Source organism: Clostridium intestinale, assembly GCF_035905475.1.
Lineage (GTDB): Bacteria > Bacillota > Clostridia > Clostridiales > Clostridiaceae > Clostridium_T > Clostridium_T intestinale.
In genome coordinates this window covers 3,162,274-3,188,976 of the sequence record NZ_CP121166.1, presented here as the reverse complement: position 1 = coordinate 3,188,976, position 26,703 = coordinate 3,162,274, and the positions used below count along the sequence as shown (strand labels likewise).

The window sequence follows — 26,703 nt, the reverse complement described above, 5'->3', positions numbered from 1 at the left end:
ATTTACAATAGTTCTATGTAAAAATCAATAGATATTATGATATTCCTTAAAAATTAAGTATAATTAAATGGTAACAATTAACCAGCATAAAAAATAATATTTATTGAGGAGAACTTTATGAGGAAGAGAATTTTTAAAATGATTGGATCTTTAATAGTTCTATTGATTTTAACTGAAACCTTTATATTCTCAACAGACTATTTTAATAAACCACAAAAGAGCGATGCTATTATAGTTTTAGGTTGTAAGGTTAATGGAGAAAATCCTACTAGATTTTTATATGAAAGAACTATGTTAGCAAGTAGGCTTTATAAAGAGGGATACTCAGAGTATATAATCCTTTCTGGTGGTAAAGGGCAGGGTGAGAATATATCAGAAGCTGAATGTATGAGAAGAATACTTATAAATGAAGGAATAGATGGTGAAAAACTTATACTAGAAGATAAATCTACAAATACTTATGAAAATTTGGTTAATTCAAAGAAGATAGTAGAGGATAAAAATTTTAAAGATGTTCTTATTGTATCTAACAAGTTCCATCTTAGAAGAGCAAAGTTAATTAGTGATAAATTAGGTTTGAAAGCAAGTTTCTCAGGCATTTTTGTAAAAGATAAGTGGTATACTGAAATTTATGGTGGATTGAGAGAAATATTAGGTTTAATGAAAGATATTTTTAAATAATAAAACAGCTGTATAAAAACAGCTGTTTTATTATTTAAGGGTTATTCATTTAAAAACATTTCTCCAACTTGAACTACATCTCCTGCACCTACAGTTAAAAGAAGATCTTTATCTTTTACTATAGTTTTAACGTAATCTAAAGCTTCTTTATGAGAAGATACATTGGTACATTTTATACCTTTTTCTCTTAAAGCATCACCAAGGATTTTAGAACTTATTTCTCCTAGGTCTTTTTCTCTAGCAGCATAGATATCCATTAATATTACTTCGTCAGCATGGTCGAAGCATTCTGTGAATTCCTTAAATAATGTTTTTGTTCTAGTATAAGTATGTGGTTGGAAAACACAATAGGTTTTATTATGAGGAATTTTAGTTGCTGTGCTTAAGGTAGCTTGTATTTCTACTGGGTGATGAGCATAGTCATCTATTACAGTAACTCCATCTTTAACACCTTTATATTCAAATCTCTTATGGGCACCCCCAAAGGCTTTTAAACCATTTATGATTGCATCATCTGATAAGTTAAATATTAGACCTACAGCTACTGTTGAAAGGGCATTTAATACATTGTGTCTACCAGGAGCACTTAAAGATAAAGTGAATAATTTAGTATCATTTTTATAAACATCAAATGTTCCACAACCTTTATTATCATAGCTGATATTTTTAGCCAAAATATCTCCATTGTCAATTCCGTAACCTATAACATTACATTCAGCTTTAGACATTGCCTTTCTAACTCTCTCATCATCTGCATTACCAATTACATAACCGTCATTTGGTATAATATCTATAAATTTTTCGAAAGTTTCTTGAATGTGATTTATATCTCTATAGTAATCTAGATGGTCAGCATCAATATTTAATATTATTCCTATATAAGGATAAAAACTTAAAAATGATTCCTTGTATTCACAGGCTTCTGTGATGAAATATTCGGAATTTCCCACTTTATAATTACCATTTATGATGTCCAATTCTCCGCCGACTAAAATTGTTGGATCCAAGTTACCTTCTAATGTAATGTGAGATATCATAGATGTAGTTGTAGTCTTACCGTGTGTTCCAGCTACAGCTACATTATATTTATGACCATTCATTATATGCCCTAAGAACTCAGCTCTATCCATTAAAGGTATATTTTTTGATATGCTCTCTAGTAATTCAGGGTTATCCTTTGGGATAGCAGCTGTATAAACAACTAGGTCAGCATCTTTAATGTTATCACTATTGTGGCCTATGTATACTTCTGCGCCTTTACTCTTTAATGACTCAGTTATCTTAGATGCTTTTGCATCAGAACCAGATACTCTATATCCTCCGTTTAAAAGTACTGCAGCTAAACCACTCATACTTATTCCGCCTATACCTATAAAATGCACTTTCATATGCTTATCCTTTAAAAAATCAAAAGACACTAATATCAACTCCTTTTGTTAACTACATTATTTAATTATATACATTTTTACAGAATTGAACACACCTTTACATGTATTTATATGCAAAATCCATGAAAAAAGTTCGTCTATGTTTCGTAAGAGTGTTCTTTTTCGTTATTTGGAATAAATTCTTATATGAGAAAGTATTAACATATACCTATGAAAAATAATCACATTAAAAGAAATTTTATATAAATTATGAAATATCCATAATAATTGATTAAATTGTATTGATAAAGGATATAATATGGAATAAAATATGAATATTAAGAGTGTTTAAGAGAGAGAAAATTCGTTAATTATATTAAAAATTGTAGGTGATTAGAGTGGAAAAATTAAGTAGAAATAGTAGAGTTGTAGCTATTACTAAATCGTTAATAGAAAATCCTAATAAAGTGATAGGACTTAATAAATTTTCGGATTTATTAAATGCTGCTAAGTCGACTATTAGTGAAGATATAGTAATAGTTAGAGAAGTTTTAGAAAAGTTACACATGGGTAGAGTTGAGACTATTTCAGGAGCAGCTGGTGGAATAAGATTTATAAATGGAATCAGTGAAGAAAATAAGGACAACTTTGGAGAACAATTATGTGAACTTTTAAGAGATCCATCTAGAATTGTTCCAGGTAATTTTATATACATGACAGATCTTATGTATAATCCACAGATTATAGGTAAGGCTGGGGTTATATTATCAGAGTATTTAGGAAAAGAAAAAGTTGATTATGTTGTTACTGTTGAAACTAAGGGGATTCCTTTAGCATATGAAGTTGCTAAAAATTTAGGGGTTGAGCTAGTAATAGCTAGAAGAGATAACAATAAAGTCACAGAAGGACCAACAGTTACCATAAATTATGTTTCTGGAAGCAGTGGCAAAATTCAACAAATGTCTCTTTCTAAAAAGTCGTTAAAGAAAGAAAGTAAATGTATTTTTGTAGACGATTTTCTAAAAGGTGGAGGAACTGCAAAAGGAATTAATGATTTGCTTAAGGAGTTTGACTGTGAGCTTGTTGGTATTGGGGTACTAGTTGATCATACTGGTGCTGAAACAAAGCTTGTAGAAAACTATTATTCGATTATAGATTTAAAAAATGTAGACAAAAATGGCGTGGTTGATTTACAACCCTCGACTAATAAAAATATATAAATAGAAAAATTAAAATTAATGTTAAAAAAATATTAATTTTTCTACAAAAAAGAGGATTTTACTAACTTTTATAGAATATTAACTACAATAAACAACTGGAGGTGTAGTGAAGTGCAAATCACAGACGTAAGAATAAGAAAAATAGCTGCTGAAGGCAAAATGAAAGCTATAGTTTCTGTGACCTTTGATAATGAGTTTGTTGTACATGACATTAAAGTTATTGAAGGCCAAAATGGTCTATTTATTGCAATGCCTAGTAGAAAGACTCCGGATGGAGAATTTAAGGATATAGCGCATCCAATAAATACAGATACCAGAGAAAAGATCCAAAACGCTATTTTAGATGAATATGAAAAAGCTAAAGTAGAAGAAATCGTAGAGGAATAATTACGTGTAAAAAAGGAGGCAGTGCTTCCTTTTTTTACTGTGTGGTTTGTTATTGAAAATTCAGAAAATTAGGGATAATTCTAATTATATTTATTAGGTTGAAATAGTAGTTTTAATACCCTATAATGTAATAGATGCATTTAGAAATTATTAAAATTTTATTTTAATATGCAAAAATTGTTGAGGTGGAATGGATGTTTAAAAGTGCTTTAATATTAGCAGCAGGACAAGGAAAGCGAATAAAATCAAATCTTCCTAAAGTACTTCATAAAGTATGTGGTAAGGAAATGATTAATCACGTTATAGACACCATGAGAGAAGCAAACATTGAAGATGTAAATATAATTATAGGTAAAGGTGCTGAATTAGTACAAAAAGCTACTGAAAGTAGAAATGTATCGTATTCACTACAAGAAGAACAATTAGGTACAGGTCATGCGGTAAAGTGTGCTAAAGAATTCTTGAAGGACAAGGATGGCGTAGTTGCAATATTTACTGGAGACGCACCTCTAATAAGAAAAGAAACAGTAAAAAAACTTTTAGATAATCACATAGAAAATGGGAATACTGGAACCTTATTAACTTCATTAATACAAGATCCAACAGGATATGGAAGAATAATAAGAAATGGAAATGAAATTGAGAGAATAGTTGAACATAAGGATTGTAACGAAGATGAGATTAAGATAAATGAGATAAATGCAGGTATGTATTGTTTCGATATTAAAGCCCTTTTAGGAGCTTTAGAAAAGTTATCTAATAATAATGCTCAAGGGGAATATTATTTAACAGATGTAATCTCAATATTAAAGTCTGAAGGTAAAAAACTTGGAGCAGTTATTACTGAATTCGACGAGACTCTTGGAGTTAATTCAAGAGCTGAGTTAGCTCAAGCAGAAGTAATTATGAGAAAAGTAATTAATAAAAAACATTTAGATAATGGAGTTACTATAATAGACCCTAGTAATACATATATAGGAGTAGACGTTGTTATTGGACAGGATACAATAATATATCCAGGCAATGTTTTAGAAGGAAAGTCCGAAATAGGTACTGATTGTGTACTTTACCCGAATTCTAGAATAGATTCTTCAGTTATTGGTAATGAGGTAGAAATTCAAAGTTCAGTTATTTTACAAAGTAAAATAGGAGACAATACTACTGTAGGACCTTTTGCCTATGTAAGACCTGAATCAAATATCGGTGATAAAGTTAGAATAGGTGACTTTGTTGAAATAAAGAAATCTACAATTGGAAACAATACTAAGGTATCTCACCTAACATATATAGGAGATGCTGAAGTTGGTGAAAACTGCAACTTTGGTTGTGGAACAGTTGTGGTTAATTATGATGGAAAAAATAAGAATAAAACTATAATTGGAGATAATTCATTTATAGGCTGTAATACAAATCTAGTATCACCTGTTGAGGTGAAAGACAATACTTACATAGCGGCTGGATCTACTATAACTAAAGAAGTTCCAGAAGGTAGCTTGGCTATTGCAAGAGCAAAACAAGTAAATATCGAAGGTTGGGTCAATAAAAAGGGCTTAAAAAAGTAACATATAACAGCACTTTTTGAAATAAATTGAGGTATTCTAATTAAATAAGGAGGTTTTCTAAAAAATGATTACCCATGGAAGAAATATTAAAATTTTCACTGGAAACTCGCATCCAAAATTAGCCAAAGAAATAGCAGACATATTAGGGGTCCCAGTGGGTAGTGCGAAGGTAGGAACCTTCAGTGATGGAGAAATATCAGTAGATATTAATGAAACAGTAAGAGGACAAGAGGTTTTTATTATTCAATCAACTAATTCTCCAGTTAATAATAACCTTATGGAATTATTAATAATGATTGATGCTTTAAAAAGAGCTTCAGCAGGTAGAATAACAGCTGTTATTCCTTACTATGGATATGCAAGACAAGATAGAAAAGCAAAATCTAGAGATCCAATAACTGCAAAACTTGTTGCTGATATTTTAACTACAGCAGGAGCTGATAGGGTATTAACAATGGACCTACATGCAGCACAAATACAAGGATACTTCGATATCCCAGTTGATCATTTATTAGGTGCACCTATTTTAGCAAACTATTTTGTTGAACAAGGCTTTGATGAGAGAGAAGACGTAGTGGTAGTATCTCCAGATTTAGGTAGTGTAACTAGAGCAAGAAAATTTGCAGATAGATTACATGCACCAATAGCTATAATTGACAAAAGAAGACCTAAAGCAAATGTTTCAGAAATCATGAACATAATAGGTGATGTTGAAGGTAAAGTTTGCATACTTATCGATGACATGATTGATACAGCTGGAACTATAGCTAATGCTGCAAATGCATTAAAAGATTTAGGTGCTAAAAATGTATATGCATGCTGTACACATGGAGTTCTTTCAGGACCAGCTTTAGATAGAATTAATTCTAGTGCAATTGAAGAATTAGTAATGCTAAATACAATAGAATTACCTGAAAGAGATGACTTACATAAATTCAAGTCTTTATCAGTAGCTGCTTTATTTGCAGAAGCAATAAAGAGAATATACGATGAAGAGCCATTAAGTAAATTATTTGAAGTATAAAATTAATCCCCTTAGAAGAAAATTTCTAAGGGGATTTTTTCTAACATCATTAAATAATTGTAACTTTTATTAAAATCTATATTTAATTATTTTAGCTTGTGGTAAATTAATAATATGAAAGGAGTGTTTTTAATGGAAGGAACAATAGGTAAAATTTTAATTGTCGATGATGATGAGAATATTTGCGAAGTTATAAGAATGTATTTAAATAGTTCAAATTATGATAATAGAATAGTAAACAATGGGAAAGATGTAGAGAATGTTTTTATAGAGTATAAGCCAGATTTAGTACTACTAGATATTATGCTACCTAATATAGATGGTATAGATGTTCTTAAGTGGATAAGAAAAGAAAGTGAAGTACCAGTAATAATGCTTACAGCAAAAGGTGATACTTTTGATAAAGTTTTGGCTTTAGAACTTGGAGCAGATGATTACATAGTTAAGCCATTTGAACCTAAGGAATTATTAGCGAGGGTAAAGGCTGTAATGAGAAGGTACAATACTGACTCAACTAATAAAGAGGTAATTGATTATAGTGATTTAAATGTTGACGCTAATTCTTATAATGTTCTTTATAGAGGAGAAGAGATAAAAATGCCTCCTAAGGAATTTGAATTATTATATTATTTAGCATCAAATAAAAATAAGGTTTTTACAAGAGAACAGTTATTGTGTGAAGTTTGGGGATATGATTATCCAGGAGATTCTAGAACTGTAGATGTTCATATAAAAAGATTAAGAGAAAAACTTCCAGAGGGTATTAATTGGCAGATAGAAACTGTTTGGGGGGTTGGCTATAAATTCGAGGTGAAATAATTGATGAAGAAAAATAGTTTAGTATCTAAACTACTTGTGACAGTAACTCTAATTGTAGCATTATCCTTTACAATAATTGCGGCAGTTTTATCCTTTTGGTTTAAAGGATATTATTTTGATCAACGAAAGGACTTATTAGATAAGCAAGCTCAACGTATTTCTTCAGCTGTTACAGATTATTATGCAAATAATAAAACAGATTCTGTGAACAGTTTAAATTATGCTATTACTAATGTTTCAGATACTTTGTCAATAGACATAATTTTAGTTGATAGTTTAGGATATATTTATAAGGTTTCAAACGATAATTATATCAATATGAAGTATCAACAGATGTATTTATCATCAGAAGAGATTGAACAATTAAAGCAAGGAAATTCTATTGAGGATAGAACTAATTCTAACAAGTTTCTCGATGTTTCAGATTATATTTATTATAAGCCAATAATAAGTAATAACTATTATTATGGATTTATTGCAATGGTAACACCTTTGGAGAAAATAAAAGCTCCACTAAATAGGTTCTATTTTATAATTTGGCTATCTGCAATAATAGCAGTAACCGTATCAGCAATTGTCATAAATATGTTAGCACAGAAAATATTAATAGATCCATTGGATGAAATAAATAGAGCAGCAAAAAGACTAGCAAAAGGAGAGGTTGGACAGCGAGTTGATATAAGGTCTAAAGATGAGATGCAGGAACTTGCCGAATCTTTCAATTTTATGGCTGAGTCTTTAGAAAAGGTTGATAATAATAGAAGAGAATTTATATCTAATGTTTCCCATGAACTTAGATCACCTATAACCTCAATAAAGGGATTTATAGCTGGGATTTTAGACGGAGTAATACCTAAAGATAAAGAAAACTATTATCTTAGGATTGTTTATGATGAAATACAAAGACTTACAAGATTAGTAAATGAGCTATTAGATTTATCAGCAATGGAAGCTGGAAAGATGGAACTTAAAATACGAGAAATTGAGATTAATGATATTATAAAAACTGTAGTCATGAATCTTGAAAGTAAGATTTTGGAGAAGAAGGTTAAAGTTGAAGTTGTTTTTGAAGGAAAAAGAGATTTCGTTTTAGGTGATTTAGATAGGATAATTCAAGTTATAACTAATATTGTTGATAATGCAATAAAGTATGCTAATGAAGGTGGAAATATTAAAATTACTACTAGAAGTAAAGGAAATAAAATCTATATAAGTGTAGGGAATGAAGGTATTGTATTAAAAGATTCAGAGATACATAATATATGGAATAGATTTTATAAGGCTGATAAATCTAGAACTAACAAAATGAGTACAGGGCTTGGATTATCTATAGTAAGAGAAATAATCACTCAACATGGTCAAGATATATGGGTGGAAAACGAAAAAGATAATTCTGGTGTAGTTTTTACTTTTACACTATCAAAATCTAATTAAAGTGAGGTGCTAAATGTCTAAAGATGAAAAATATTCACATACTTATGCTAATAAGAATGATGAAGCACCTATAAGTTTCAAAAGAAATAAAAAGAAGCATACAATACAATTACTTTCTAAAAGTGCAGCTCTTGTAGCTGTTTCTATAGCAACAGGAATTATTACATCGAATGTGATAGTTGATAAAAAAATTGAGGAATTAGGATTAACTAGTTCAATTAAAAAGGATATTACAGTAGAAGAACAAAACTTAAATTATGTCTATTTATCTGAAATAATATCTAAGGTTGGACCATCTTTAGTTAGCATATCAGACGATACTGATAAATTGAAGAAAAATGGCTATAATCAACAAAATATTACTGGAGTTATTATAGATAATGAGGGGTATATAGTCACAAGCTATAGTTCTATAAAAAGTTTTAGTAACATATATGTTAAGCTTTCTTCAGTGGCTTCTAGCACACAAGTGGCTAAGTTAATTGGTTCTTATGAACAATTAGATATAGCTGTTATTAAAATTGAAGGCGGTAATTATCCAGTTAGTAAATTTGCAAATGATAAGGATATAAGAGCAGGAGACAGGGTAGTTTCTCTTGGAAATGCTAGTGCAAATGATTATGTAGGATTTGTTAGCTCTGGAATAATTAATTCAACCAGCTTAACTCTAGATACGTCAAGCAGTAGCAAAGAACAAAAGATATTTAAAAGCATCCAAAATAACACAATTGTAAATGAAGAGAATAATGGAGGTCCCCTTTGTAACTTAAATGGTGACATAATAGGGATTAATTCTTTGGACTTTATAGATAAACATTCAAAGTATGGATTAAGTGTTGTAGTTGGAGGAAGCGAGCTAGAATCTATAGTAAGATCTATAATTGATACTGGTAACGCTGAGAAAATGGATTTAGGCTTTATTGGAGGAGCAACTAGTTCATTAAATGAAGAAGGAATTAATGGAATATATGTTGAATGGGTATATCCCGAAAGTAGTGTTGCTAATGCTGGTATAAGACCAACTGATATAATAATAGAGCTAGATAATCAAAAAATAAGAAGTATTGATGATATAGACAATATAATAAAAAAACATAATATTGGAGATAATATTAGCTGTAGAGTATTAAGAGGTGCTGAGAACATAGATTTAGTACTCACACTTGTAAAATACAAATTAGTTTTATGAGAGACTTTGAATGAAGTCTCTTTATTATTATCTATGAATATTATATTATAGATATAGTTGATTTTTTATTTTGGAGGATATTTACATGTATTTAATAGTTGGATTAGGTAATCCAGGAGCAGAATATAGAAATACAAGACATAATATTGGATTTAATGCTATAGATTATTTAGGAGAAAAGTATAATATAGAGATTAATAGGAAAAAATTTAAAGGTGAGTATGGGGAAGGTAGGATATCCGGAGAAAAGGTTATACTTTTAAAACCTAGTACTTACATGAATTTAAGTGGAGAGAGTATTAGAGAAGTAGTAGATTTTTATAAGATATCTAATGAACAGGTAATAGTGATATATGATGATATAAGTCTTGAAGTTGGAAGAGTCAGAATAAGAGGAAAAGGTAGCGCTGGTGGGCATAATGGGATAAAGAGCATAGTTGCACACTTAAATAGCGATGTATTCCCAAGAATTAAAATAGGTGTAGGACAACCTAAAGGAGACTTAGTATCTCATGTATTAGGAAAGTTCTCTCAAGAAGAGATGGAGAAATTACAAAAAGTCATAGAAGTATCAGCTTTAGCAACTGAAGAGATAATTAAAAACGACGAAGTTGAAGCTATGAACAAATATAATAGTTTTTCTATATAGAAGTATTTGAATGGTGGTGTAGTGACATGCGATTAGGGGGGTTAATGGAACCTCTGAAATCCTATAAGGATTTTCAAGGTATTATAAAAAGTATAGAGAAAGATATTTACCCTATAGGAGTATATGGATTAGGAGAATCAGGAAAAAGTTATTTTATCAATGGAATATATGAAACTCAAGATAAGCCACTATTAGTGGTAACACATTCCGATATTGAAGCTAGAAACTTATATGAAGATTTGAATCTTTTTCAACTGGATGTGTTCTATTTGCCTGCAAAAGAAGTAGTTTTTTATAATATAGATGCTATTTCAGGTGACTTAAGGTGGGCAAGGCTCAAGGTTATAAAAGAGATGTTAGATAGCAAAAAGAAAATCATAGTAACATCTGTGGATAGTCTTGCTGCTTTGTATACTCCAAAGGAACTATATTTAAAACATTTTATTAAACTAAAAACCTCAGAGGAAGTAAATACAGATGAACTAGTAAACCTTTTAATTGAAAGTGGTTATGAAAGAGTAGATATAGTAGAAGGAAAAGGGCAGTTCTCATTAAGAGGAGGAATATTAGATATATTTCCACCTCAATATGGAATCCCCTATAGAGTAGAGTTTTTTGGAGATGAGATAGAATCTATAAGAAGTTTTAATATAGAAACACAAAGAAGTATTTCTAAGGTTAAAGAGATAGAAGTGTTTCCTGCTAAAGAGATAATTGTGAATTCAGAGGTCTTAAATAGTGCTGTTGAGGCTATTGAGACAGAGTTTAAAAGTGTTGTAGGAAATAGAAAAGAAGAAAAGGATATAGTAAAGAAATTAACAGGAATAATTAGAAGTAATCTTGAGAGTTTAAAGGAATCGTATAGCTTTGAGACTATCGAGAGTTATTTGCCTTTTTTATATGAAAAACCGTGGAATCTATTCCAATATGCTGAAGATTATTTAATTATTATGGATGATACTCAGAGGTGTGAAGGCAAATTAGAAAGTTTATATTTTGAGTTTAAAGAGAATTATGAGGGGTTCTTGTATAGAGGAGATATATTACCATCACAAGGGAATTTACTGTTAGGAAAAGATATCCTTAATAGTATGATTGAAAATAGTAAGGTTGTTACTATAGATGCTTTAACTAAAGGAAGAACATTTTTGGCGCCTTTAGATATAAAAAATATTTCACAAATTACACTTCACAATTATCAAGGGCAATTAGATTTTTTAATTGAAGATATAAAAGATAAAAAACAAAAGGGATATAAAACAGTTATTTTATCAGGCACAAGAAGTAGAGGAGAACGTTTGGTACAAACTCTTAGAGATAGAGGAATAGAGAGTGTGTATAAAGATGATATATCTTCTATAGAATTTGGTGAAGTTGTTATAACCTTTGGAAACCTTATAAAAGGATTTGAATATCCCGACCTTAGAATATGTGTTATATCTGATAAAGAAGTATTTGGAGAGGCTAAAAGAAAACTTACCAAAAGACCTTCTAAACAGAAAGGTATAGGCAAAATAAAAAGTTTTGCTGATTTAAAACCAGGAGATTATGTAGTTCACGTAAATCATGGTATTGGTGTATATAAGGGAATCAAACAAATAGAAGTAGGTGGGCATAAAAGGGATTACTTAGATATACTTTATGACAAAGGTGACAAGTTATATGTTCCTGTAGATCAATTAGATATGATACAAAAGTATATCGGTAGTGAAGGTAAATCTCCTAAGGTAAATAAGTTAGGGGGAAATGAGTGGCAAAAAGCTAAAGCTAAGGTTAAAAATTCAATTAATGATATAGCACAAGAATTAGTAAAACTTTATGCTGCAAGATCTACCCTTAAGGGATACAAGTATTCTAAGGATACACAGTGGCAAAATCAATTTGAAGAAGAATTTCCATATGAGGAAACACCTGACCAATTAACATCATTACAGGAGATAAAGAAGGATATGGAATCAGATAAACCTATGGACAGACTTCTTTGCGGAGATGTTGGATATGGGAAAACAGAAGTAGCTATAAGAGCAGCGTTTAAAGCGGTTATGGATGGGAAACAAGTTGCTTTTTTGGTTCCTACAACAATTTTAGCAGATCAACATTATAATAATATGAAGAGAAGGTTTTCGGATTTTCCTATAAAGATTGATATGGTAAGCAGATTTAGAACTACTAAGCAGCAGAAGGAAACCTTAAAAGCTTTAAAAGAAGGAAATGTAGATATATTAATAGGTACACACAGACTTGTTTCTAAAGATATAGAGTTTAAAGACTTAGGTTTATTAATAGTAGATGAAGAACAGAGATTTGGTGTTACCCAAAAAGAAAAAATTAAAAATGTGAAAAAAAATGTTGATGTATTAACTTTAAGTGCAACTCCAATTCCAAGAACACTTCACATGTCTTTAACTGGAGTAAGAGATATATCTGTTATAGAGACACCTCCTGAGGAGAGATATCCTATTCAGACTTATGTAGTTGAACAAAATGATCAGTTAATCAGAGATGCTATACTTAGAGAAATAAATAGAGAAGGGCAAGTTTTCTTTGTTTATAATAGAGTTGAAGATATATCAAAAATGGCTAAATATATAGCTGATCTTGTGCCGGAAGGCAAGGTGACAATAATTCATGGACAGATGACAGAGAAAGAATTAGAAAAAGAAATGGTTGCTTTCATGAATAGAGAATATGATATACTTTTGTGTACTACAATTATTGAAACAGGAATTGATATCCCAAATGTAAATACCATGATAGTATATGATTCAGATAAAATGGGTTTATCGCAGCTTTATCAGTTAAGAGGAAGAGTTGGAAGAAGTAATAGAATAGCTTATGCTTATTTTACTTATAAAAAGGATAAAGTATTAACTGAGGTGGCAGAAAAGAGATTAAAAGCGCTAAAAGACTTTACAGAATTAGGTTCAGGCTTTAAGATTGCAATGAGAGATTTAGAGATAAGAGGAGCTGGAAACATGATGGGATCAGCTCAGCATGGTCATATGGCATCAGTTGGATATGATTTATATTGCAGAATGCTTGAAGATACTATAAAGTTAATTAAGGGCGATATAGAACAAGAGCCTATTGAAACAACCGTAGATGTGAAGGTGGATGCTTTTATATCAGGAGAATATATAGAGGATGAGATACAAAAGATATCTATATATAAGAAAATAGCAGCTATAGAAAATCAAGAGGATTATGATGATATTAAAGAAGAATTAGAGGATAGATATTCAGCTATTCCACAACCTGTATATAATTTAATGGATATAGCATATATAAAAAGCAAAGCTAAATCTTTAGGGGTTGAAGAAGTTAAGGAAAAAAATGAAGATATTCATTTCATGTTCCAAAACAGAGATAGGATTAAAAGCTCAGTTTACAAAAGAATACTTGATAATTACAAAAAAGAAGTTTATATACGCTTAGGAGAAAAACCATCTTTTGTGTATAAAGTTAATGAAGCTAAAAATGAAAACATGTTGTTAGATATAAAAGAGTTATTAAATTCATTAACTGAAGATTTAGGATAAAGAAATATTTTCTTATTGTTTTGAATTTGACACATAATATTGTTATACTAAGGTTATGTTTACTTTAACTTATATAATGAAAGGTGAGGGAGAAGTTGAAAAAATTCAGAAAAATATTAGGACTTTTAATAGTAGGAGTTATAGGTGTATCTGTAGCTGGATGTAGCATGATACAGAAAACACCAGAGGCTATAAAGAAGACAGTTGTAGCAAAAGTAGGAAGTGAAAAGATAACACTAGGGGATGTAGATCAGCAAATTCAATCTGTAATCACTCAACTTAAAGAACAGTATGGGGATGATTATGAGAACAATGAAACTGCTAAAAGTACTTTAACTGAACAAAGAAAAAGTGCATTAGAGCAATTAGTTCAACAAAAAATTCTATTAAATAAGGCTAATGAACTAGGTGTCGCTCCAACAGAAGATGAATTAAGTAAAGCGGTAGATGAGCAATTAGAACAATATAAAGAAGTTTATGGTGGAGAAGATAAATTAAATGAAGCCCTTAAAGCTTATGGACTAGATATGGATGCTCTTAAGAAGATGATTAAAGAAAATGAAACAATGAATAAGGTTTATGATGAGATAACTAAAGATGTAAAAGTAACTGAAGACGATGCTAAAGTATACTATGAAGCAAATAAAGCAACTTATACACAAGGTGCTGGAGCTACTGTGGCTCATATATTAGCTAAGTTTAATGATACCAATGCGGAAGCAACTGCAGAAGAAGATGCTAAAGCTAAGGCTAAGGCAGATGAAATAAAGGCTAAGCTTAATGGTGGTGCAAATTTTGAGGAGCTTGCAAAAACTGAATCAGATGACACTGGCTCAGCAACTTCAGGAGGAAGTTTAGGTCATATTGATTATTCTTCAACTCAATATGTTAAAGAATTTATGGAAGGGTTTAAGAACTTAAAAGAAGGAGAGGTATCAGCTCCTGTTAAGAGTCAATTTGGATATCATATAATAAAAGTAACTAATGTTCAAAGTGAAGATAAAGTTCAAGAATTTGATGCAGTGAAAGATAAGATAACCCAAACATTAACTCAACAAAAACAGACTGAAGCATACAATAGTAAGTTAGAAGAGTGGAAAAAAGAACTTAACGTTAAAACTTATGAAGATAAACTATAAAATTAATAATCAAGAGCTCATTGTAATTATTTGCATGGGCTCTTTAATTATGCCTTTTTTTATATTCCATAATTGACAAATTTCAATGAGCACTGTAAATAAAAATAAATATAACCATTTTTACGTATAAAAATCTCATTTAGAAAAATAATAGTATTGTAAATAAAAAATATAAATATAAATAGGAGGGACGCTAAGGATGAAAGCTACAGGCATAGTTAGAAGAATTGACGATTTAGGTAGAGTAGTTATTCCAAAAGAAATAAGAAGGACTTTGAGAATAAGAGAGGGAGACCCTCTTGAAATTTTCACAGATAGAGAAGGTGGGGTAATATTAAAAAAATATTCTCCTATTGGGGAATTAACAGACTTCTCAAAGGAATACGCAGAATCACTACAACAATCTATAGGTCATATAATACTTATCGCTGACAAAGATGCTTTTATATCAGTTAGTGGTAGTTCAAAGAAAGAATATGTAGAAAAGAAAATATCTAATGATTTAGAAAAAATCATGGAAGATAGAAAGCCAGTGCTATTAGGAGAAGGAGGTAAGGTAATACCGCTTTACAATGACGAAGAAGAAGGTAAATATAATTATCAAGTTATATCTCCTATAATTGCTGAGGGAGATGCTATTGGGGCCGTAATCATTCTTTCTAAAGATAGTTCTGAAAAACTAGGAGATTTAGAAATGAAAATAGCAGAAACAGCTGCATCGTTTTTAGGAAAACAAATGGAACAATAGAAAAATTAATTTTATTTATGTTAAAGTAGAATAATACCTCCACCATTGAAATAAAAATTATTAGTAATAGTATCAATGTGGAGGTTTTTATATGAAGAAACAATCCCTTATTAAAGGAAGTATTATTTTAGGCATGGCAGGAATATTAGCAAAGTTTTTAGGGATATTTTTTAGATGGCCATTAATTATGTTAATTGGAGACGAAGGTGTAGGATATTATCAAATGTCATATCCTTTATATATGTTTTTTATAGCAGTAGCATCTGGTGTGCCTGTTGCTATATCTAAAATGGTTTCTGAGAATAATGCACTTGGAAATGATAAGGCAGCCTTTGAGATTATAAAGGAAGCCTTTTTGTTAATGATAATTTTAGGGGTTGGTACTAGCTTGTTTTTATTCTTTGGAGCGAAACCTCTTATAACATTATTAAAATGGGAAGATAATGCCTACTACTCCTTAATGGGAATAGCATTTGCACCTATGGCTATGTCTTTTATGACAATATACAGAGGATTTTTCCAAGGACTTCAGAATATGACCCCATCAGCAATATCACAATTAATAGAACAAATCACTAGAATCTTAGTTGGAGTTGGACTAGCTATATTGTTACTTCCTAGAGGAATAGAATACTCTGCAGGTGGAGCAGCATTTGGAGCCACAGCTGGAGGGATTTTAGGGGGAGGATACTTATTCTTCAAATATAGAAAGATTAGGAAAGAAAGTGGAGTAAAAAAGGTTAACTTTAATCCAGAGATACTAACAAGACTACTAAAGATATCTATTCCTATATCTCTTGGGGCAACTGTAGGAAGCGTGATGGGCTTAATAGACTCTGTATTAGTGCCACAGAGGTTATTAGAGGCAGGATTTGATAAAAAGGGTGCTACCATATTATATGCACAGTTAACGGGCAAGGCTGCTGTATTAACAAATATACCATTAACCTTATCTGTAGCCTTATGTGCCTCTTTAGTCCCAATAATAGCAGAAAATTTTATTCTTAAAAACAAGAGAGAAGTTGAATCAAAAGTAAACATGTCATTAAAGCTATCTTTTGCAATTGGACTACCGTGTTTTGCAGGATTATTTTTTTTAGCGCAGCCAATAATGCAGATCTTGTTTCCAGGAAAATATGAAGGTTATGAGATATTAAAATATCTTTCTATATCAATACCATTTATTATTTTAGCACAGACAACAACAGCCATATTACAAGGGATAGGGAGATATATATTGCCTGTAATTAATTTATTCATAGGATGTGTTATTAAAATAGTAATAACCAATACCTTGGTTTCTATAAATGAAATAAATATATATGGAGCGGTTATTGCAAGTGTATCTGCATATTTAATATCCTCTATATTAAACTTAATTACATTAAAGACAAGTATGTCAGTCAAAATTCCATTCTATGAGATATTGGTAAAACCAGCATTTGCAACCATCATAATGAGTGTTGGAGTAATGGGAAGTTATATCCCTTTAGCATATATTTTAAAGAGTTCTTCTCTCGCTTGCTTAATTTCAATATTTTTAGGTATTATTATATATATAACACTAATAATTATTTTTGGAGTATTTAATTATGATATTATTAGGAGTAGATTAAATAGAAATACCTAAGTTATAATTTAATATATACAGGGAAAAGAGGAGATTATTTAATGATAACAATAGTTGGATTAGGGCCTGGAGCACCAGAAGCCTTAACATTAGGGACATTAGATGTGCTAGAAAATGGTAATAGAATATTTCTAAGGACGGAAAAGCATCCTACAGTAGAATACTTAAGTAAAAGAAATTTTTTGTTTGAAACCTATGATTCAAAATATGAAGAAGGATCATCTTTTGATGAAGTATACGAAAATATAGCTAAAGATTTAATAGAAGAGCATGATAAAATTGGAGATTTAGTTTATGCAGTGCCAGGGCATCCATTAGTTGCAGAAAAGTCCGTATTTAATATTATAAATATTTGTGAAGAAAGAAATATTGAATACAAGATTATACCAGCAGTAAGCTTTGTTGACGTTATGATGGAAGCATTAAAGATAGATCCAATAGAAGGCTTAAAAATTCTTGATGCCTTTGAACTTGATAGCCAAATTCTTGACAAGAGAATAGGGACCATAATAACTCAAGTATATAACCCGTTTATAGCTTCAGAGGTTAAATTAAAACTTTCTGAGTATTATAATGATGATACTCAGATATTCTTTGTAAGAGCAGCTGGAATTAAGGGTATGGAGAGTATAAGAAAAATACCTTTATACGAATTAGATAGGCAGGAAGATATAGACTATTTGACTTCAATATATATACCAAAAGATTTAGGCAACAAAAAAGATTTTTATGATTTAGTAAACATAATAGAAACTTTAAGAGGTGTGGATGGATGCCCTTGGGATAGAGAACAAACTCATGATAGTCTAAAATCTGCACTAATAGAGGAAAGTTATGAAGTTATAGATGCAATAGAAAGCGAAGATGATGATGCTATTATAGAAGAATTAGGAGATGTGCTTCTTCAAGTAGTTTTTCACGCAAGTATAGGAAAGGAAGAAGAGTTTTTCTCTATAAATGATGTTATAGAAGGAATTTGTAATAAAATGATATACAGACACCCTCATGTATTTGGAGGAGAAAGTATAAATACTTCTAGCAAGGTTTTAGAGAATTGGGATGAACTAAAGAAGAAAGAAAAAGGAATAGATAGTATTACAGAAGAGATGAGAGCTATAGCCAGAAGTCTACCAGCATTAATTAGAGCTAATAAAGTTCAAAAGAAAGCTAAAAAAGTTGGTTTTGACTGGGATGAAGTTGAAGAAGCAATGGATAAAGTAATTGAAGAATTAAATGAAATAAAAGAAGTATATAATGGGCAAAATAAGGAAATAATAACAGAAGAAGTGGGAGATTTAATATTTGCTTGTGTAAATATATGTAGATTCCTTGATATAGACGGAGAACTTGCATTAAATAAAACCACAGAAAAGTTCATTAAAAGATTCTCTTTTATAGAAGAAAAAGCTAAAGAACTCAACAAAGATATGAAAGAAATGTCTTTAGATGAAATGAATAAGTTGTGGGAAGATGCAAAAAAACTAAAAAAGTAGTATAATAGTGAAGGAAAACCGCCTTTTAAGGAGAATATATATATTAAAATAAATAAATGTATTGCTACTTAATCATAAATATGCCTTTTTTGTATTAAATATCTATTATTCTATAGACTAGGTATAAAACTAGGTATATAATATGATAATGTAGTATTGTACATAAAAAAGACTACAGTAATAATTAAATATCTCTATGTTTAAGGAGGATGTAATCGTGAATAAAGCAGAATTAATCACTAGTATTTCAGAAAAAAGCAAACTAACTAAGAAAGATGCAGAAGCAGCTTTAAAGGGATTCATAGAAAGTGTTCAAGAAGCATTAGCTAACGGAGAAAAAGTCCAATTAGTTGGATTTGGAACTTTTGAAACAAGAGAAAGAGCTGCAAGAGAAGGAAGAAATCCTAGAACTAAGGAAACTATCCAAATTCCAGCTTCTACAGTTCCTGTTTTCAAAGCTGGAAAAGAATTTAAAGATACAGTTAGCAAATAGTAGTTTGTGAACCCGAGAATTTCTCGGGTTTTTGTATTATAGGAGGAATTTAATTTTGAGATTAGACAAATATTTAAAGGTTTCTAGAATAATTAAAAGAAGAACAGTTGCAAAGGAAGCTTGTGAAAGTGGAAGAGTTTCTATTAATGGAAAAGTAGCTAAACCATCTACTGACATAAAAGAAGGAGATATTATAGAAATAACTTTTGCAAATAAAAAGTTAAAAGCTAAAATATTGAATGTTTCTGAACATGTAAAAAAAGATGAAGCAAGAGATTTGTATGAGATATTAGAAGGTGAAGAAGATAAAGAATAAAATTATAGACTGAGTGCTGACTTAATATAAAGTTAGTATTCGGTCATTTTTTTATTTTTTATAAATTTTCACATATAAAAGATGACTATAATAGAATATACACTAGATGAAAGTCATATATTCTTATAGAAATATTATGAAGAGGAGAAATTATGGAAAGTAGAAAAGATTTAAATCTTGAAGAAAATAAGAATTCTATACATCTTGAAAATAGAAAAAGATTAGATTTGACAGGGGTAATGGAAGTATTAAGCTTTGATGAAGAAAAAATAGAGCTAAATACAAACGGGGGAATGTTAATTATAAAAGGACAAGGGCTTAAAATGAATAAACTTGATGTACAAAATGGAGATGTAATGATAATAGGGTTAGTTTATAGTATAGTATATTCAAGTAAAGAGGCAAAAAAAGAAAAGGAAGCCTTATTAAAAAGGCTTTTTAAGTAGGAGGAGATCATGTTATTACCTACTAGTATCCAATATAATATAGTTTTATTTAGTATATTGGGCGGAATTTTAACTGGAGTATTATTTGATGGATATAGGCTGATAAGAGGAGTTGGGGCTCCTAGGGCTATTGTGATTATAGAAGATGTGCTTTTTGGAGGGCTTTGTGGATTAATAGTATTCACCTTTTTGTTATATACAAATTATGCCTTCCTAGGATTATATGTATATATAGGTATTGTATTGGGGTTTATAGTGTATATGAAAACCTTAAGCTCCTATATATTGAAAGTTGAGAGAAGTAGCGCAAGAAAAGCAGGTAAAGGCTCGAGAGTAATTATAAAAAATTTCATATATATTTGTAAGATAATTATTTATAAAATATTTGAAAAAAGTAAATAAATTTAAAAATAGCTTGAATATATACCTCATTGTATTTAAAATAGAGTATAAGATTCATTATTATTTTAAATCGGGGGAATATGTATGGCAAAACGAATTACCCTTAAAAACATAGTAATAGTTTTTTTGCTTGCTATATTTTGTTTTAGTGTAGTAAGACAAGAAAATGCTATTAAAAAACTAAGTAAGCAGGTATCTGAAAGACAGAATAAGCTTGAAGCTTTAGAAAAAGAGAATGAATTACTTCAACAAAAAGTGGATAGTATAAATACAGATGAATTTGCAGAAAAATTGGCACGAGAAAGACTAGGATTAGTTAAAGATGGAGAAAAAGTTGTCAATAATAGTAATGGAAGTTCAAGCTCAAAATAAAGGTTATTATTTTATAACATATATATAATTTTAAGGAGGAGTCTTTTAAACATGACCTTAGTGGCAGGAAACATTTTAGAAGGTACAGTAGTAAACATCACAAACTTTGGCGCATTTGTTGAGGTGGAGGGAAAAACAGGATTAGTTCATATATCAGAAGTAGCTGATTCTTTTGTAAAAGACATTAGACAACATCTAAAAGAACAAGATAAAGTTAAAGTTAAAGTTATTTCAATTGATGATAATGGAAAAATTAGCTTATCTATTAAACAAGCTAATCCTCAAAAGAAAAGTGTAAAACCAGTAGAAATTGATTGGGTGTCAGATAAAAAGAAGCCATCTCAATCTACTGAAAACTTTGAAGATATTATGTCAAAGTTTTTAAAGGATAGCGAAGAAAGGCTTCAAGACGTTAAGAAAAATCAAGAATTTAAAGGTAGAGGAAGAAAAAATTCAGGTTAAATAGTATTGTTTAAATTAGGCTTCTAGGTGCACTAGAAGCCTTTGTTTACGCCATAATAACATGTGAATTAAATTTTTTGCGAAAAGTGTTGACATAAATCATATCCTAGATTATAATTAATTTTGTTGTCCCGGCTGAATGGCATAGGACAATATAGGCTGAAGTGGCGGAACTGGCAGACGCACAGGACTTAAAATCCTGCGGTGCTTAAACACCGTACCGGTTCGATTCCGGTCTTCAGCACCAATATCGCGGGGTGGAGCAGTTGGTAGCTCGTCGGGCTCATAACCCGAAGGTCGTAGGTTCAAGTCCTGCCCCCGCAACCATAATACGGCGGGATAGCTCAGTTGGCTAGAGCATTCGGTTCATACCCGAAGTGTCGCAGGTTCGACTCCTGTTCCCGCTACCATACAAACTATATAAAAGAAAATGCTGAAGTGGCGGAACTGGCAGACGCACAGGACTTAAAATCCTGCGGTGCTTAAACACCGTACCGGTTCGATTCCGGTCTTCAGCACCAATATCGCGGGGTGGAGCAGTTGGTAGCTCGTCGGGCTCATAACCCGAAGGTCATAGGTTCAAGTCCTGTCCCCGCAACCATTTAATTTATATAATGAGTAATGGGATAGTTTTGAGTAAACTGAATATAATATCGCGGGGTGGAGCAGTTGGTAGCTCGTCGGGCTCATAACCCGAAGGTCGTAGGTTCAAGTCCTGCCCCCGCAACCATAATGTGGCGGGATAGCTCAGTTGGCTAGAGCATTCGGTTCATACCCGAAGTGTCGCAGGTTCGACTCCTGTTCCCGCTACCACGCAAAATTATATAACATGCTGAAGTGGCGGAACTGGCAGACGCACAGGACTTAAAATCCTGCGGTGCTTAAACACCGTACCGGTTCGATTCCGGTCTTCAGCACCAAAAACCTACAATATATTGTAGGTTTTTTTGTTTGTGTTACTATAGAAACTTAATTAATTAGATTCCTCTTATTTGCACAAATATGACTTATTCCTAAATTCGTATGATATAAATATTCAAATATAATAAAAACACGACAAAAAATTAAATCCTTTCAAAAGATAAAATAATCTTTGAAAAGCCAGTCTTTCTAAGGAATAAAACAATCCACAAGTCTTTAAATATTATCCACAGATTTTTGCTGAGTTTATATAAATAATGTGAATTATAAGTAATTTTGTCCAACGAAAATCATTAAGTAGAACACATAATGACACAAATTGCAAAAAAACCTTGCTATAATCTAATTACATTTATTGGAAAAATAGGATGGAGGGGTAGACGTGCAGTATGGACTAGAAGTAGATACTTATAAAAGAATAGAGAACAAGAATAAAAACAAAAAAGATTTAAGAGTTGTATATTCTCCCTTAAAGTTAGGGATATTTTTTTCGGTTGGGATATTACTTAGTAGAATATCCTTGGTGTTAAATCTCTCTACGTTAGAAAGTATAGCTCCTTTTGGAATTGCATATATATTAGCACTACAAAGTAGTAAAGATAAAATGTATAAATTATTAGGGTCTTCAGGAGTTATATTAGGGTACCTAACTTTAGTATATAGGGTTGAAGATGTTTCGATGTATATAATAACATCATGTATATTGGTATCCACTGATTTAGTTAATATAAAGATAGGTGGTAAAAGTGAGGGGATAAGAAGAGGGGTTGTTTTATTTCTTTCAATGATGATCTTTAATTATTTTATTGACGGAAATGGGATAATAAGTTCAATTGTTTTATCAGGAGTATTAACAATAATAATCGAAGGTATATCGTATATAGTAAAGTATAGCGTAAGCTGCTTGGAAGAATTTAATACAAATCATATATTTATTTCAGAGGAACTTATAAGCATAAGTATATTAATTTCTTTATCTGTTGCTGGAATAGGGGGAATGTCTATACTTAACATAAGTATAAGAAATATAATTGCCCTTGTATTTATTTTAATTATAGCCTATACATCTCAGGGAGCCTTGGGGGCAGCAATGGGTATAAGTATGGGACTTGTAATAGGAATAACCATGGATAAGATGCTGCTTTATGTAACACTATATGGAGTATGTGGATTGGTGGTTGGAGTATTTAAGGATATAGGAAAAATATTTTCGGCAGTATGTTTTGTGATAATGTATTCTATATTAAATCTCTATGCTCAAGTATTTGATGTATATATGATTGTGGAGGCTTTAATCTCTGTTTTCATATTTTTAGCTATACCAAATACTTTTATAAATAAATTGATGTTAGAAATAGATGCAGAGAAAAAAGAAGATAAGTATACAGAGTTTCACTTGTCAAAAATAAAGGAGGAATTTACAAGAAGATTTAGAGATTTTACGCAACTATTAGGAGATATGTCAGAGGTGATGCAGGGTTTTGGTGATAATAATAAACTGTTATTAAAAAATAAAAGTGCTGCATTAATAGAAAATTTAGCAGATAGAGTTTGCAGTAATTGTGACATGAAATACATGTGTTGGAAAAGGGAACTATATAGTACCTATGGAAGTTTCTCAGAATTAATTAAGTCATCAGAAGAAGGTGTTTTAGTATTTCCAGAAGAATTAGAAAAGAAATGTGTAAAAAAACATGCACTTATTAAAAGTACTGAAGAAATAGTAGAAAAGCATATATTAAATGAAATGTGGAAAAAAAGATTAGAGGAAGGAAGGATGCTTTTAGCAAATCATATAGGAAATATGGCGGATACTGTTGATGAGATTTTAACAGACTTAGATAGAGATATGGAACTCTGTGGTGAATTCGAAAGAAGTTTAAAAAGGACTCTTAACAGAAATAACTTTAAATACCTAGATTTGTTTTGCTATGAAGATAAAAAAGGAAGAATTAACATAAAAATCACTTTAGAGAATTGTCATGGAGCACAGTATTGTGTTAAAGAAGCTTTACCAATAATAAATAAGGTAATAGGAAGACCGATGAGTATAGGAGGGGATGGATGTAGTATTGACCCAAAGAGTAATCAATGTAAGGTGCTGATAGAAGAAACACCTAAATATCATATAGCAAGTTATGTAGCTTTAAGTTGTAAGGAGGGAGAAAAGTACACAGGGGATAGCCATTCTTTCAATAAAACAAAAGACGGTTGTTATATGACCTTAGTTAGTGACGGGATGGGATCAGGACCAGGTGCAGGAGAGGAATCAAAGGCAGCTGTGGAACTTATAGAGAAATTTACTGAAGCAGGATTTAACAATATGACAGCAATAAATGCTGTTAACTCTATAATGAATATGAAATTCGCAGAAGATGAGAAATATGCGACATTAGATATGAATACTGTTGATTTATACTCTGGAGATATAAGTTTTATGAAGATAGGAGCTGTTGCTAGTTTTATAAAGAGTGGAGATAGTGTAGAAGAAATAAGTTCTAAAACGTTACCCTTTGGAGTGCTAGATAAGGTTGATGTTGATATTATAAATAGAAAGGTTAAGAGCGGAGATATAATAATAACCTTAAGTGATGGTATATTAGAAATAAATAAGGATCAGAGTGGAAGCACTGGATGGCTTGTAAACTATCTAAGAGAGTGTAAGTCTACTAATCCTAAAGAGATGGTTCATGATATATTAGAAAAGGCAAAAGAACTATCTGGAGGCAAAAGTAAAGATGATATGACAGTTGTGGCTTCAAAAGTATATTCTTTATATTAAGTTATTGAATAAAAAACTTGGCTAACACCAGGTTTTTTATTTATGCACATTAATGAAAGAACAAATTGGTTCCTTCACATTAAAAAACAGGACATACTAGTTCCTGCACCTAAAAAAACAGTATAAATTAGTTCTTTCACATTATTATATATAGTTGATTTTAATAATTGTAAATGTTAAATTGTAGAAGTATAATAAGATTGATTAATACATTGAGGTGGATTTGAATTTGAAAGATAAGATAATTAAATATATTGAAGATAAAGAGCTTATTAAATCTGGTGATAGGATTTTAGTTGCTCTTTCTGGCGGTCCCGACTCAATTTTTTTGACTAATATTTTAATAGAGATTAGTGAAAACTATAATCTTAAGATAGCAGCTGCACACATAAATCATATGCTTAGAGGAAAAGAAGCAGATGAGGATGAAGCTTATGTTAGAAGTTTTTGTGAAAAAGCTGGTATAGATTGTTTTGTAAAAAGAGTTGATATTAATAGGATTGTTAAAGAGCGAGGAATAAGCTCTGAGATGGCTGGCAGAGAAGAAAGGTATAAATTCTTTGAGGAATTAAAAAAAGAACACTCTTATGATAAAATAGCCTTAGCCCATAATTTAAATGATCAGGCAGAGACTATTTTAATGAGGCTTATGAGAGGAACTGGGTTAGAAGGTTTAGTTGGTATAAAAGCTAAACGTGATGATATTTACATAAGACCTATATTGTGTATAGAAAGAAATGAGATAGAGAAATATTGCTTAGAAAAAAAATTAAAGCCAAGAGTTGATAAAACTAATTTAGAAAATATATATTCTAGGAATAAGGTAAGATTAGAATTGATACCATATATTAAGGAGAATTTTAATTCTGATATTATAAATACTATTAATAGATTAGGTATACTTTTAAGCAAGGATGAAGAATTTATAAATGAATATGTTGAAAAGAGCTTGGATAAATATTGTGATTTTAAAGATGAACTAAAAATAGGTGAAAAACTATTTTTAGAAAAGGAAGCATTACTTACAAGGACACTAAAATCAGCATTAGTAGTATTTTCAAAAAAACATTTTGATTTTGAAATGAAACATATTTATGATATTATAACATTACAAAGAAATAAAACTGGAACAAGATTATCACTTCCGCATAATTTGGAAGCTGTAAATGTATATAAGAATGTAATAATTAGATTTGTAAATACTTATAATGAAGAGAAAAGTAAAAAAGCAAATATATTGTTGAAAAAGGAAGAGTTGAATAATAATATCATAAGATTTAATGAATATGATATGGAATTTACTGTTTCTAGTAATGAAGGAAATTTGATGTTTTCAGATGATTCCCTTGTAAAATATTTTGATTATGATAAAATATCTAAAAATATAGAAGTGAGGCTCAGAAAAGATGGGGATAGAATGAAGCCATTAGGAATGAGCGGAAGAAAAAAAATAAAAGATATTTTTATAGATTTTAAGATACCTAAAGATAATAGAGATTTTATTCCTATAGTTTGTTTTGATGATGAAATAGCATGGGTTGTTGGAATCAAAACTTCTGAAGAATTTAAAATTAATAAAAGTACAAAAAAAATATTAAAAATTAAATTGATTAGAAAGGAACAGTAAG

23 protein-coding genes and 8 tRNA genes are annotated in these 26,703 nt (G+C 30.5%); 30 read left to right on the top strand and 1 reads right to left on the bottom strand.

Annotated elements, in window-relative coordinates:
* Positions 1-117 precede the first annotated feature (117 nt).
* Positions 118-681, top strand: a complete 564-nt coding sequence (locus P8F83_RS16415; protein WP_326511905.1) for a YdcF family protein — start codon at positions 118-120, stop codon at positions 679-681.
* Between the two features lie 41 nt (positions 682-722).
* Here the strand turns inward: P8F83_RS16415 and murC are convergent, their stop codons facing one another.
* Entirely contained in the window at positions 723-2,099 is a 1,377-nt protein-coding gene (murC, locus tag P8F83_RS16410) for a UDP-N-acetylmuramate--L-alanine ligase (protein ID WP_326511904.1), read from the bottom strand.
* 347 nt (positions 2,100-2,446) lie between these two features.
* Here murC and purR point away from each other — a divergent pair, with 347 nt between their 5' ends.
* The 29 genes from purR (at position 2,447) to tilS (ending at position 26,702) form a co-directional block, all read left to right on the top strand.
* Entirely contained in the window at positions 2,447-3,268 is an 822-nt protein-coding gene (purR, locus tag P8F83_RS16405) for a pur operon repressor (RefSeq protein WP_326511903.1), read from the top strand.
* Positions 3,269-3,379: 111 nt separating this feature from the next.
* Entirely contained in the window at positions 3,380-3,655 is a 276-nt protein-coding gene (spoVG, locus tag P8F83_RS16400; protein WP_021804406.1) for a septation regulator SpoVG, read from the top strand.
* 194 nt (positions 3,656-3,849) lie between these two features.
* The gene (glmU, locus tag P8F83_RS16395) at positions 3,850-5,217 is read left to right on the top strand and encodes a bifunctional UDP-N-acetylglucosamine diphosphorylase/glucosamine-1-phosphate N-acetyltransferase GlmU (RefSeq protein WP_326511902.1); all 1,368 of its coding nucleotides are present in this window, start codon (positions 3,850-3,852) and stop codon (positions 5,215-5,217) included.
* A 64-nt stretch (positions 5,218-5,281) separates the two neighbouring features.
* The gene (locus P8F83_RS16390) at positions 5,282-6,241 is read left to right on the top strand and encodes a ribose-phosphate diphosphokinase (RefSeq protein WP_073020460.1); all 960 of its coding nucleotides are present in this window, start codon (positions 5,282-5,284) and stop codon (positions 6,239-6,241) included.
* A gap of 132 nt (positions 6,242-6,373) precedes the next feature.
* Positions 6,374-7,060 carry a response regulator transcription factor gene (locus tag P8F83_RS16385; RefSeq protein WP_326511901.1) on the top strand — a complete coding sequence of 229 codons (687 nt, stop codon included), beginning with the start codon at positions 6,374-6,376 and terminating at the stop codon, positions 7,058-7,060.
* Positions 7,061-7,063: 3 nt separating this feature from the next.
* Positions 7,064-8,494, top strand: a complete 1,431-nt coding sequence (locus tag P8F83_RS16380) for a sensor histidine kinase (RefSeq protein WP_315115096.1) — start codon at positions 7,064-7,066, stop codon at positions 8,492-8,494.
* A 13-nt stretch (positions 8,495-8,507) separates the two neighbouring features.
* Entirely contained in the window at positions 8,508-9,683 is a 1,176-nt protein-coding gene (locus P8F83_RS16375; RefSeq protein ID WP_326511900.1) for a S1C family serine protease, read from the top strand.
* An 85-nt stretch (positions 9,684-9,768) separates the two neighbouring features.
* Positions 9,769-10,332 (top strand): aminoacyl-tRNA hydrolase, encoded by a 564-nt coding sequence (gene pth, locus P8F83_RS16370; protein ID WP_073020456.1) that lies wholly within the window; start codon positions 9,769-9,771, stop codon positions 10,330-10,332.
* Between the two features lie 26 nt (positions 10,333-10,358).
* On the top strand, positions 10,359-13,871 hold the full coding sequence (mfd, locus tag P8F83_RS16365) for a transcription-repair coupling factor (protein ID WP_326511899.1): 3,513 nt from the start codon (positions 10,359-10,361) through the stop codon (positions 13,869-13,871).
* A gap of 95 nt (positions 13,872-13,966) precedes the next feature.
* Complete coding sequence (locus tag P8F83_RS16360) at positions 13,967-15,010, top strand: peptidylprolyl isomerase (protein WP_326511898.1); 1,044 nt, start codon at positions 13,967-13,969, stop codon at positions 15,008-15,010.
* Between the two features lie 199 nt (positions 15,011-15,209).
* Positions 15,210-15,758 (top strand): stage V sporulation protein T, encoded by a 549-nt coding sequence (spoVT, locus tag P8F83_RS16355; protein WP_326511897.1) that lies wholly within the window; start codon positions 15,210-15,212, stop codon positions 15,756-15,758.
* A gap of 91 nt (positions 15,759-15,849) precedes the next feature.
* Positions 15,850-17,388: a putative polysaccharide biosynthesis protein gene (locus P8F83_RS16350; protein ID WP_326511896.1), complete on the top strand. Its 1,539-nt coding sequence runs from the start codon at positions 15,850-15,852 to the stop codon at positions 17,386-17,388.
* 41 nt (positions 17,389-17,429) lie between these two features.
* Positions 17,430-18,881 (top strand): bifunctional methyltransferase/pyrophosphohydrolase YabN, encoded by a 1,452-nt coding sequence (gene yabN, locus P8F83_RS16345; protein WP_326511895.1) that lies wholly within the window; start codon positions 17,430-17,432, stop codon positions 18,879-18,881.
* 217 nt (positions 18,882-19,098) lie between these two features.
* Positions 19,099-19,374, top strand: a complete 276-nt coding sequence (locus P8F83_RS16340; RefSeq protein ID WP_021804417.1) for an HU family DNA-binding protein — start codon at positions 19,099-19,101, stop codon at positions 19,372-19,374.
* A 55-nt stretch (positions 19,375-19,429) separates the two neighbouring features.
* Positions 19,430-19,690, top strand: a complete 261-nt coding sequence (locus tag P8F83_RS16335) for an RNA-binding S4 domain-containing protein (protein WP_073020445.1) — start codon at positions 19,430-19,432, stop codon at positions 19,688-19,690.
* Between the two features lie 152 nt (positions 19,691-19,842).
* A complete protein-coding gene (gene yabP / locus P8F83_RS16330; RefSeq protein ID WP_073020443.1) occupies positions 19,843-20,136 on the top strand; it encodes a sporulation protein YabP in 294 nt (97 codons plus the stop codon).
* A gap of 9 nt (positions 20,137-20,145) precedes the next feature.
* Positions 20,146-20,538: a spore cortex biosynthesis protein YabQ gene (gene yabQ / locus P8F83_RS16325; RefSeq protein WP_073020441.1), complete on the top strand. Its 393-nt coding sequence runs from the start codon at positions 20,146-20,148 to the stop codon at positions 20,536-20,538.
* A gap of 84 nt (positions 20,539-20,622) precedes the next feature.
* Positions 20,623-20,910, top strand: coding sequence for an FtsB family cell division protein (locus P8F83_RS16320; RefSeq protein ID WP_238903217.1), 288 nt, complete (start codon positions 20,623-20,625; stop codon positions 20,908-20,910).
* 51 nt (positions 20,911-20,961) lie between these two features.
* Positions 20,962-21,372 (top strand): S1 domain-containing RNA-binding protein, encoded by a 411-nt coding sequence (locus tag P8F83_RS16315; protein WP_073020437.1) that lies wholly within the window; start codon positions 20,962-20,964, stop codon positions 21,370-21,372.
* 158 nt (positions 21,373-21,530) lie between these two features.
* Positions 21,531-21,619 (top strand) — tRNA-Leu (locus P8F83_RS16310).
* A 4-nt stretch (positions 21,620-21,623) separates the two neighbouring features.
* A tRNA-Met gene (locus P8F83_RS16305) sits at positions 21,624-21,699 on the top strand.
* Between the two features lie 6 nt (positions 21,700-21,705).
* Positions 21,706-21,782, top strand: a tRNA-Met gene (locus P8F83_RS16300).
* Positions 21,783-21,804: 22 nt separating this feature from the next.
* A tRNA-Leu gene (locus P8F83_RS16295) sits at positions 21,805-21,893 on the top strand.
* Between the two features lie 4 nt (positions 21,894-21,897).
* Positions 21,898-21,973 (top strand) — tRNA-Met (locus P8F83_RS16290).
* Positions 21,974-22,026: 53 nt separating this feature from the next.
* A tRNA-Met gene (locus P8F83_RS16285) sits at positions 22,027-22,102 on the top strand.
* Positions 22,103-22,108: 6 nt separating this feature from the next.
* Positions 22,109-22,185, top strand: a tRNA-Met gene (locus P8F83_RS16280).
* Between the two features lie 18 nt (positions 22,186-22,203).
* Positions 22,204-22,292 (top strand) — tRNA-Leu (locus P8F83_RS16275).
* Between the two features lie 383 nt (positions 22,293-22,675).
* A complete protein-coding gene (spoIIE, locus tag P8F83_RS16270; protein WP_326511894.1) occupies positions 22,676-25,075 on the top strand; it encodes a stage II sporulation protein E in 2,400 nt (799 codons plus the stop codon).
* A 229-nt stretch (positions 25,076-25,304) separates the two neighbouring features.
* Entirely contained in the window at positions 25,305-26,702 is a 1,398-nt protein-coding gene (tilS, locus tag P8F83_RS16265; protein WP_326511893.1) for a tRNA lysidine(34) synthetase TilS, read from the top strand.
* Position 26,703 lies beyond the last annotated feature (1 nt).

What these genes read in the sequence shown, in the direction of transcription:
- P8F83_RS16315 (WP_073020437.1), top strand. Translation starts at nt 20,962, where the DNA reads ATGACCTTAGTGGCAGGAAACATTTTAGAAGGTACAGTAGTAAACATC.
- yabP (WP_073020443.1), top strand. Translation starts at nt 19,843, where the DNA reads ATGGAAAGTAGAAAAGATTTAAATCTTGAAGAAAATAAGAATTCTATA.
- yabN (WP_326511895.1), top strand. Translation starts at nt 17,430, where the DNA reads ATGATAACAATAGTTGGATTAGGGCCTGGAGCACCAGAAGCCTTAACA.
- P8F83_RS16380 (WP_315115096.1), top strand. Translation starts at nt 7,064, where the DNA reads ATGAAGAAAAATAGTTTAGTATCTAAACTACTTGTGACAGTAACTCTA.
- glmU (WP_326511902.1), top strand. Translation starts at nt 3,850, where the DNA reads ATGTTTAAAAGTGCTTTAATATTAGCAGCAGGACAAGGAAAGCGAATA.
- P8F83_RS16375 (WP_326511900.1), top strand. Translation starts at nt 8,508, where the DNA reads ATGTCTAAAGATGAAAAATATTCACATACTTATGCTAATAAGAATGAT.
- P8F83_RS16320 (WP_238903217.1), top strand. Translation starts at nt 20,623, where the DNA reads ATGGCAAAACGAATTACCCTTAAAAACATAGTAATAGTTTTTTTGCTT.
- yabQ (WP_073020441.1), top strand. Translation starts at nt 20,146, where the DNA reads ATGTTATTACCTACTAGTATCCAATATAATATAGTTTTATTTAGTATA.
- P8F83_RS16415 (WP_326511905.1), top strand. Translation starts at nt 118, where the DNA reads ATGAGGAAGAGAATTTTTAAAATGATTGGATCTTTAATAGTTCTATTG.
- spoVT (WP_326511897.1), top strand. Translation starts at nt 15,210, where the DNA reads ATGAAAGCTACAGGCATAGTTAGAAGAATTGACGATTTAGGTAGAGTA.
- P8F83_RS16390 (WP_073020460.1), top strand. Translation starts at nt 5,282, where the DNA reads ATGATTACCCATGGAAGAAATATTAAAATTTTCACTGGAAACTCGCAT.
- P8F83_RS16385 (WP_326511901.1), top strand. Translation starts at nt 6,374, where the DNA reads ATGGAAGGAACAATAGGTAAAATTTTAATTGTCGATGATGATGAGAAT.
- pth (WP_073020456.1), top strand. Translation starts at nt 9,769, where the DNA reads ATGTATTTAATAGTTGGATTAGGTAATCCAGGAGCAGAATATAGAAAT.
- mfd (WP_326511899.1), top strand. Translation starts at nt 10,359, where the DNA reads ATGCGATTAGGGGGGTTAATGGAACCTCTGAAATCCTATAAGGATTTT.
- P8F83_RS16350 (WP_326511896.1), top strand. Translation starts at nt 15,850, where the DNA reads ATGAAGAAACAATCCCTTATTAAAGGAAGTATTATTTTAGGCATGGCA.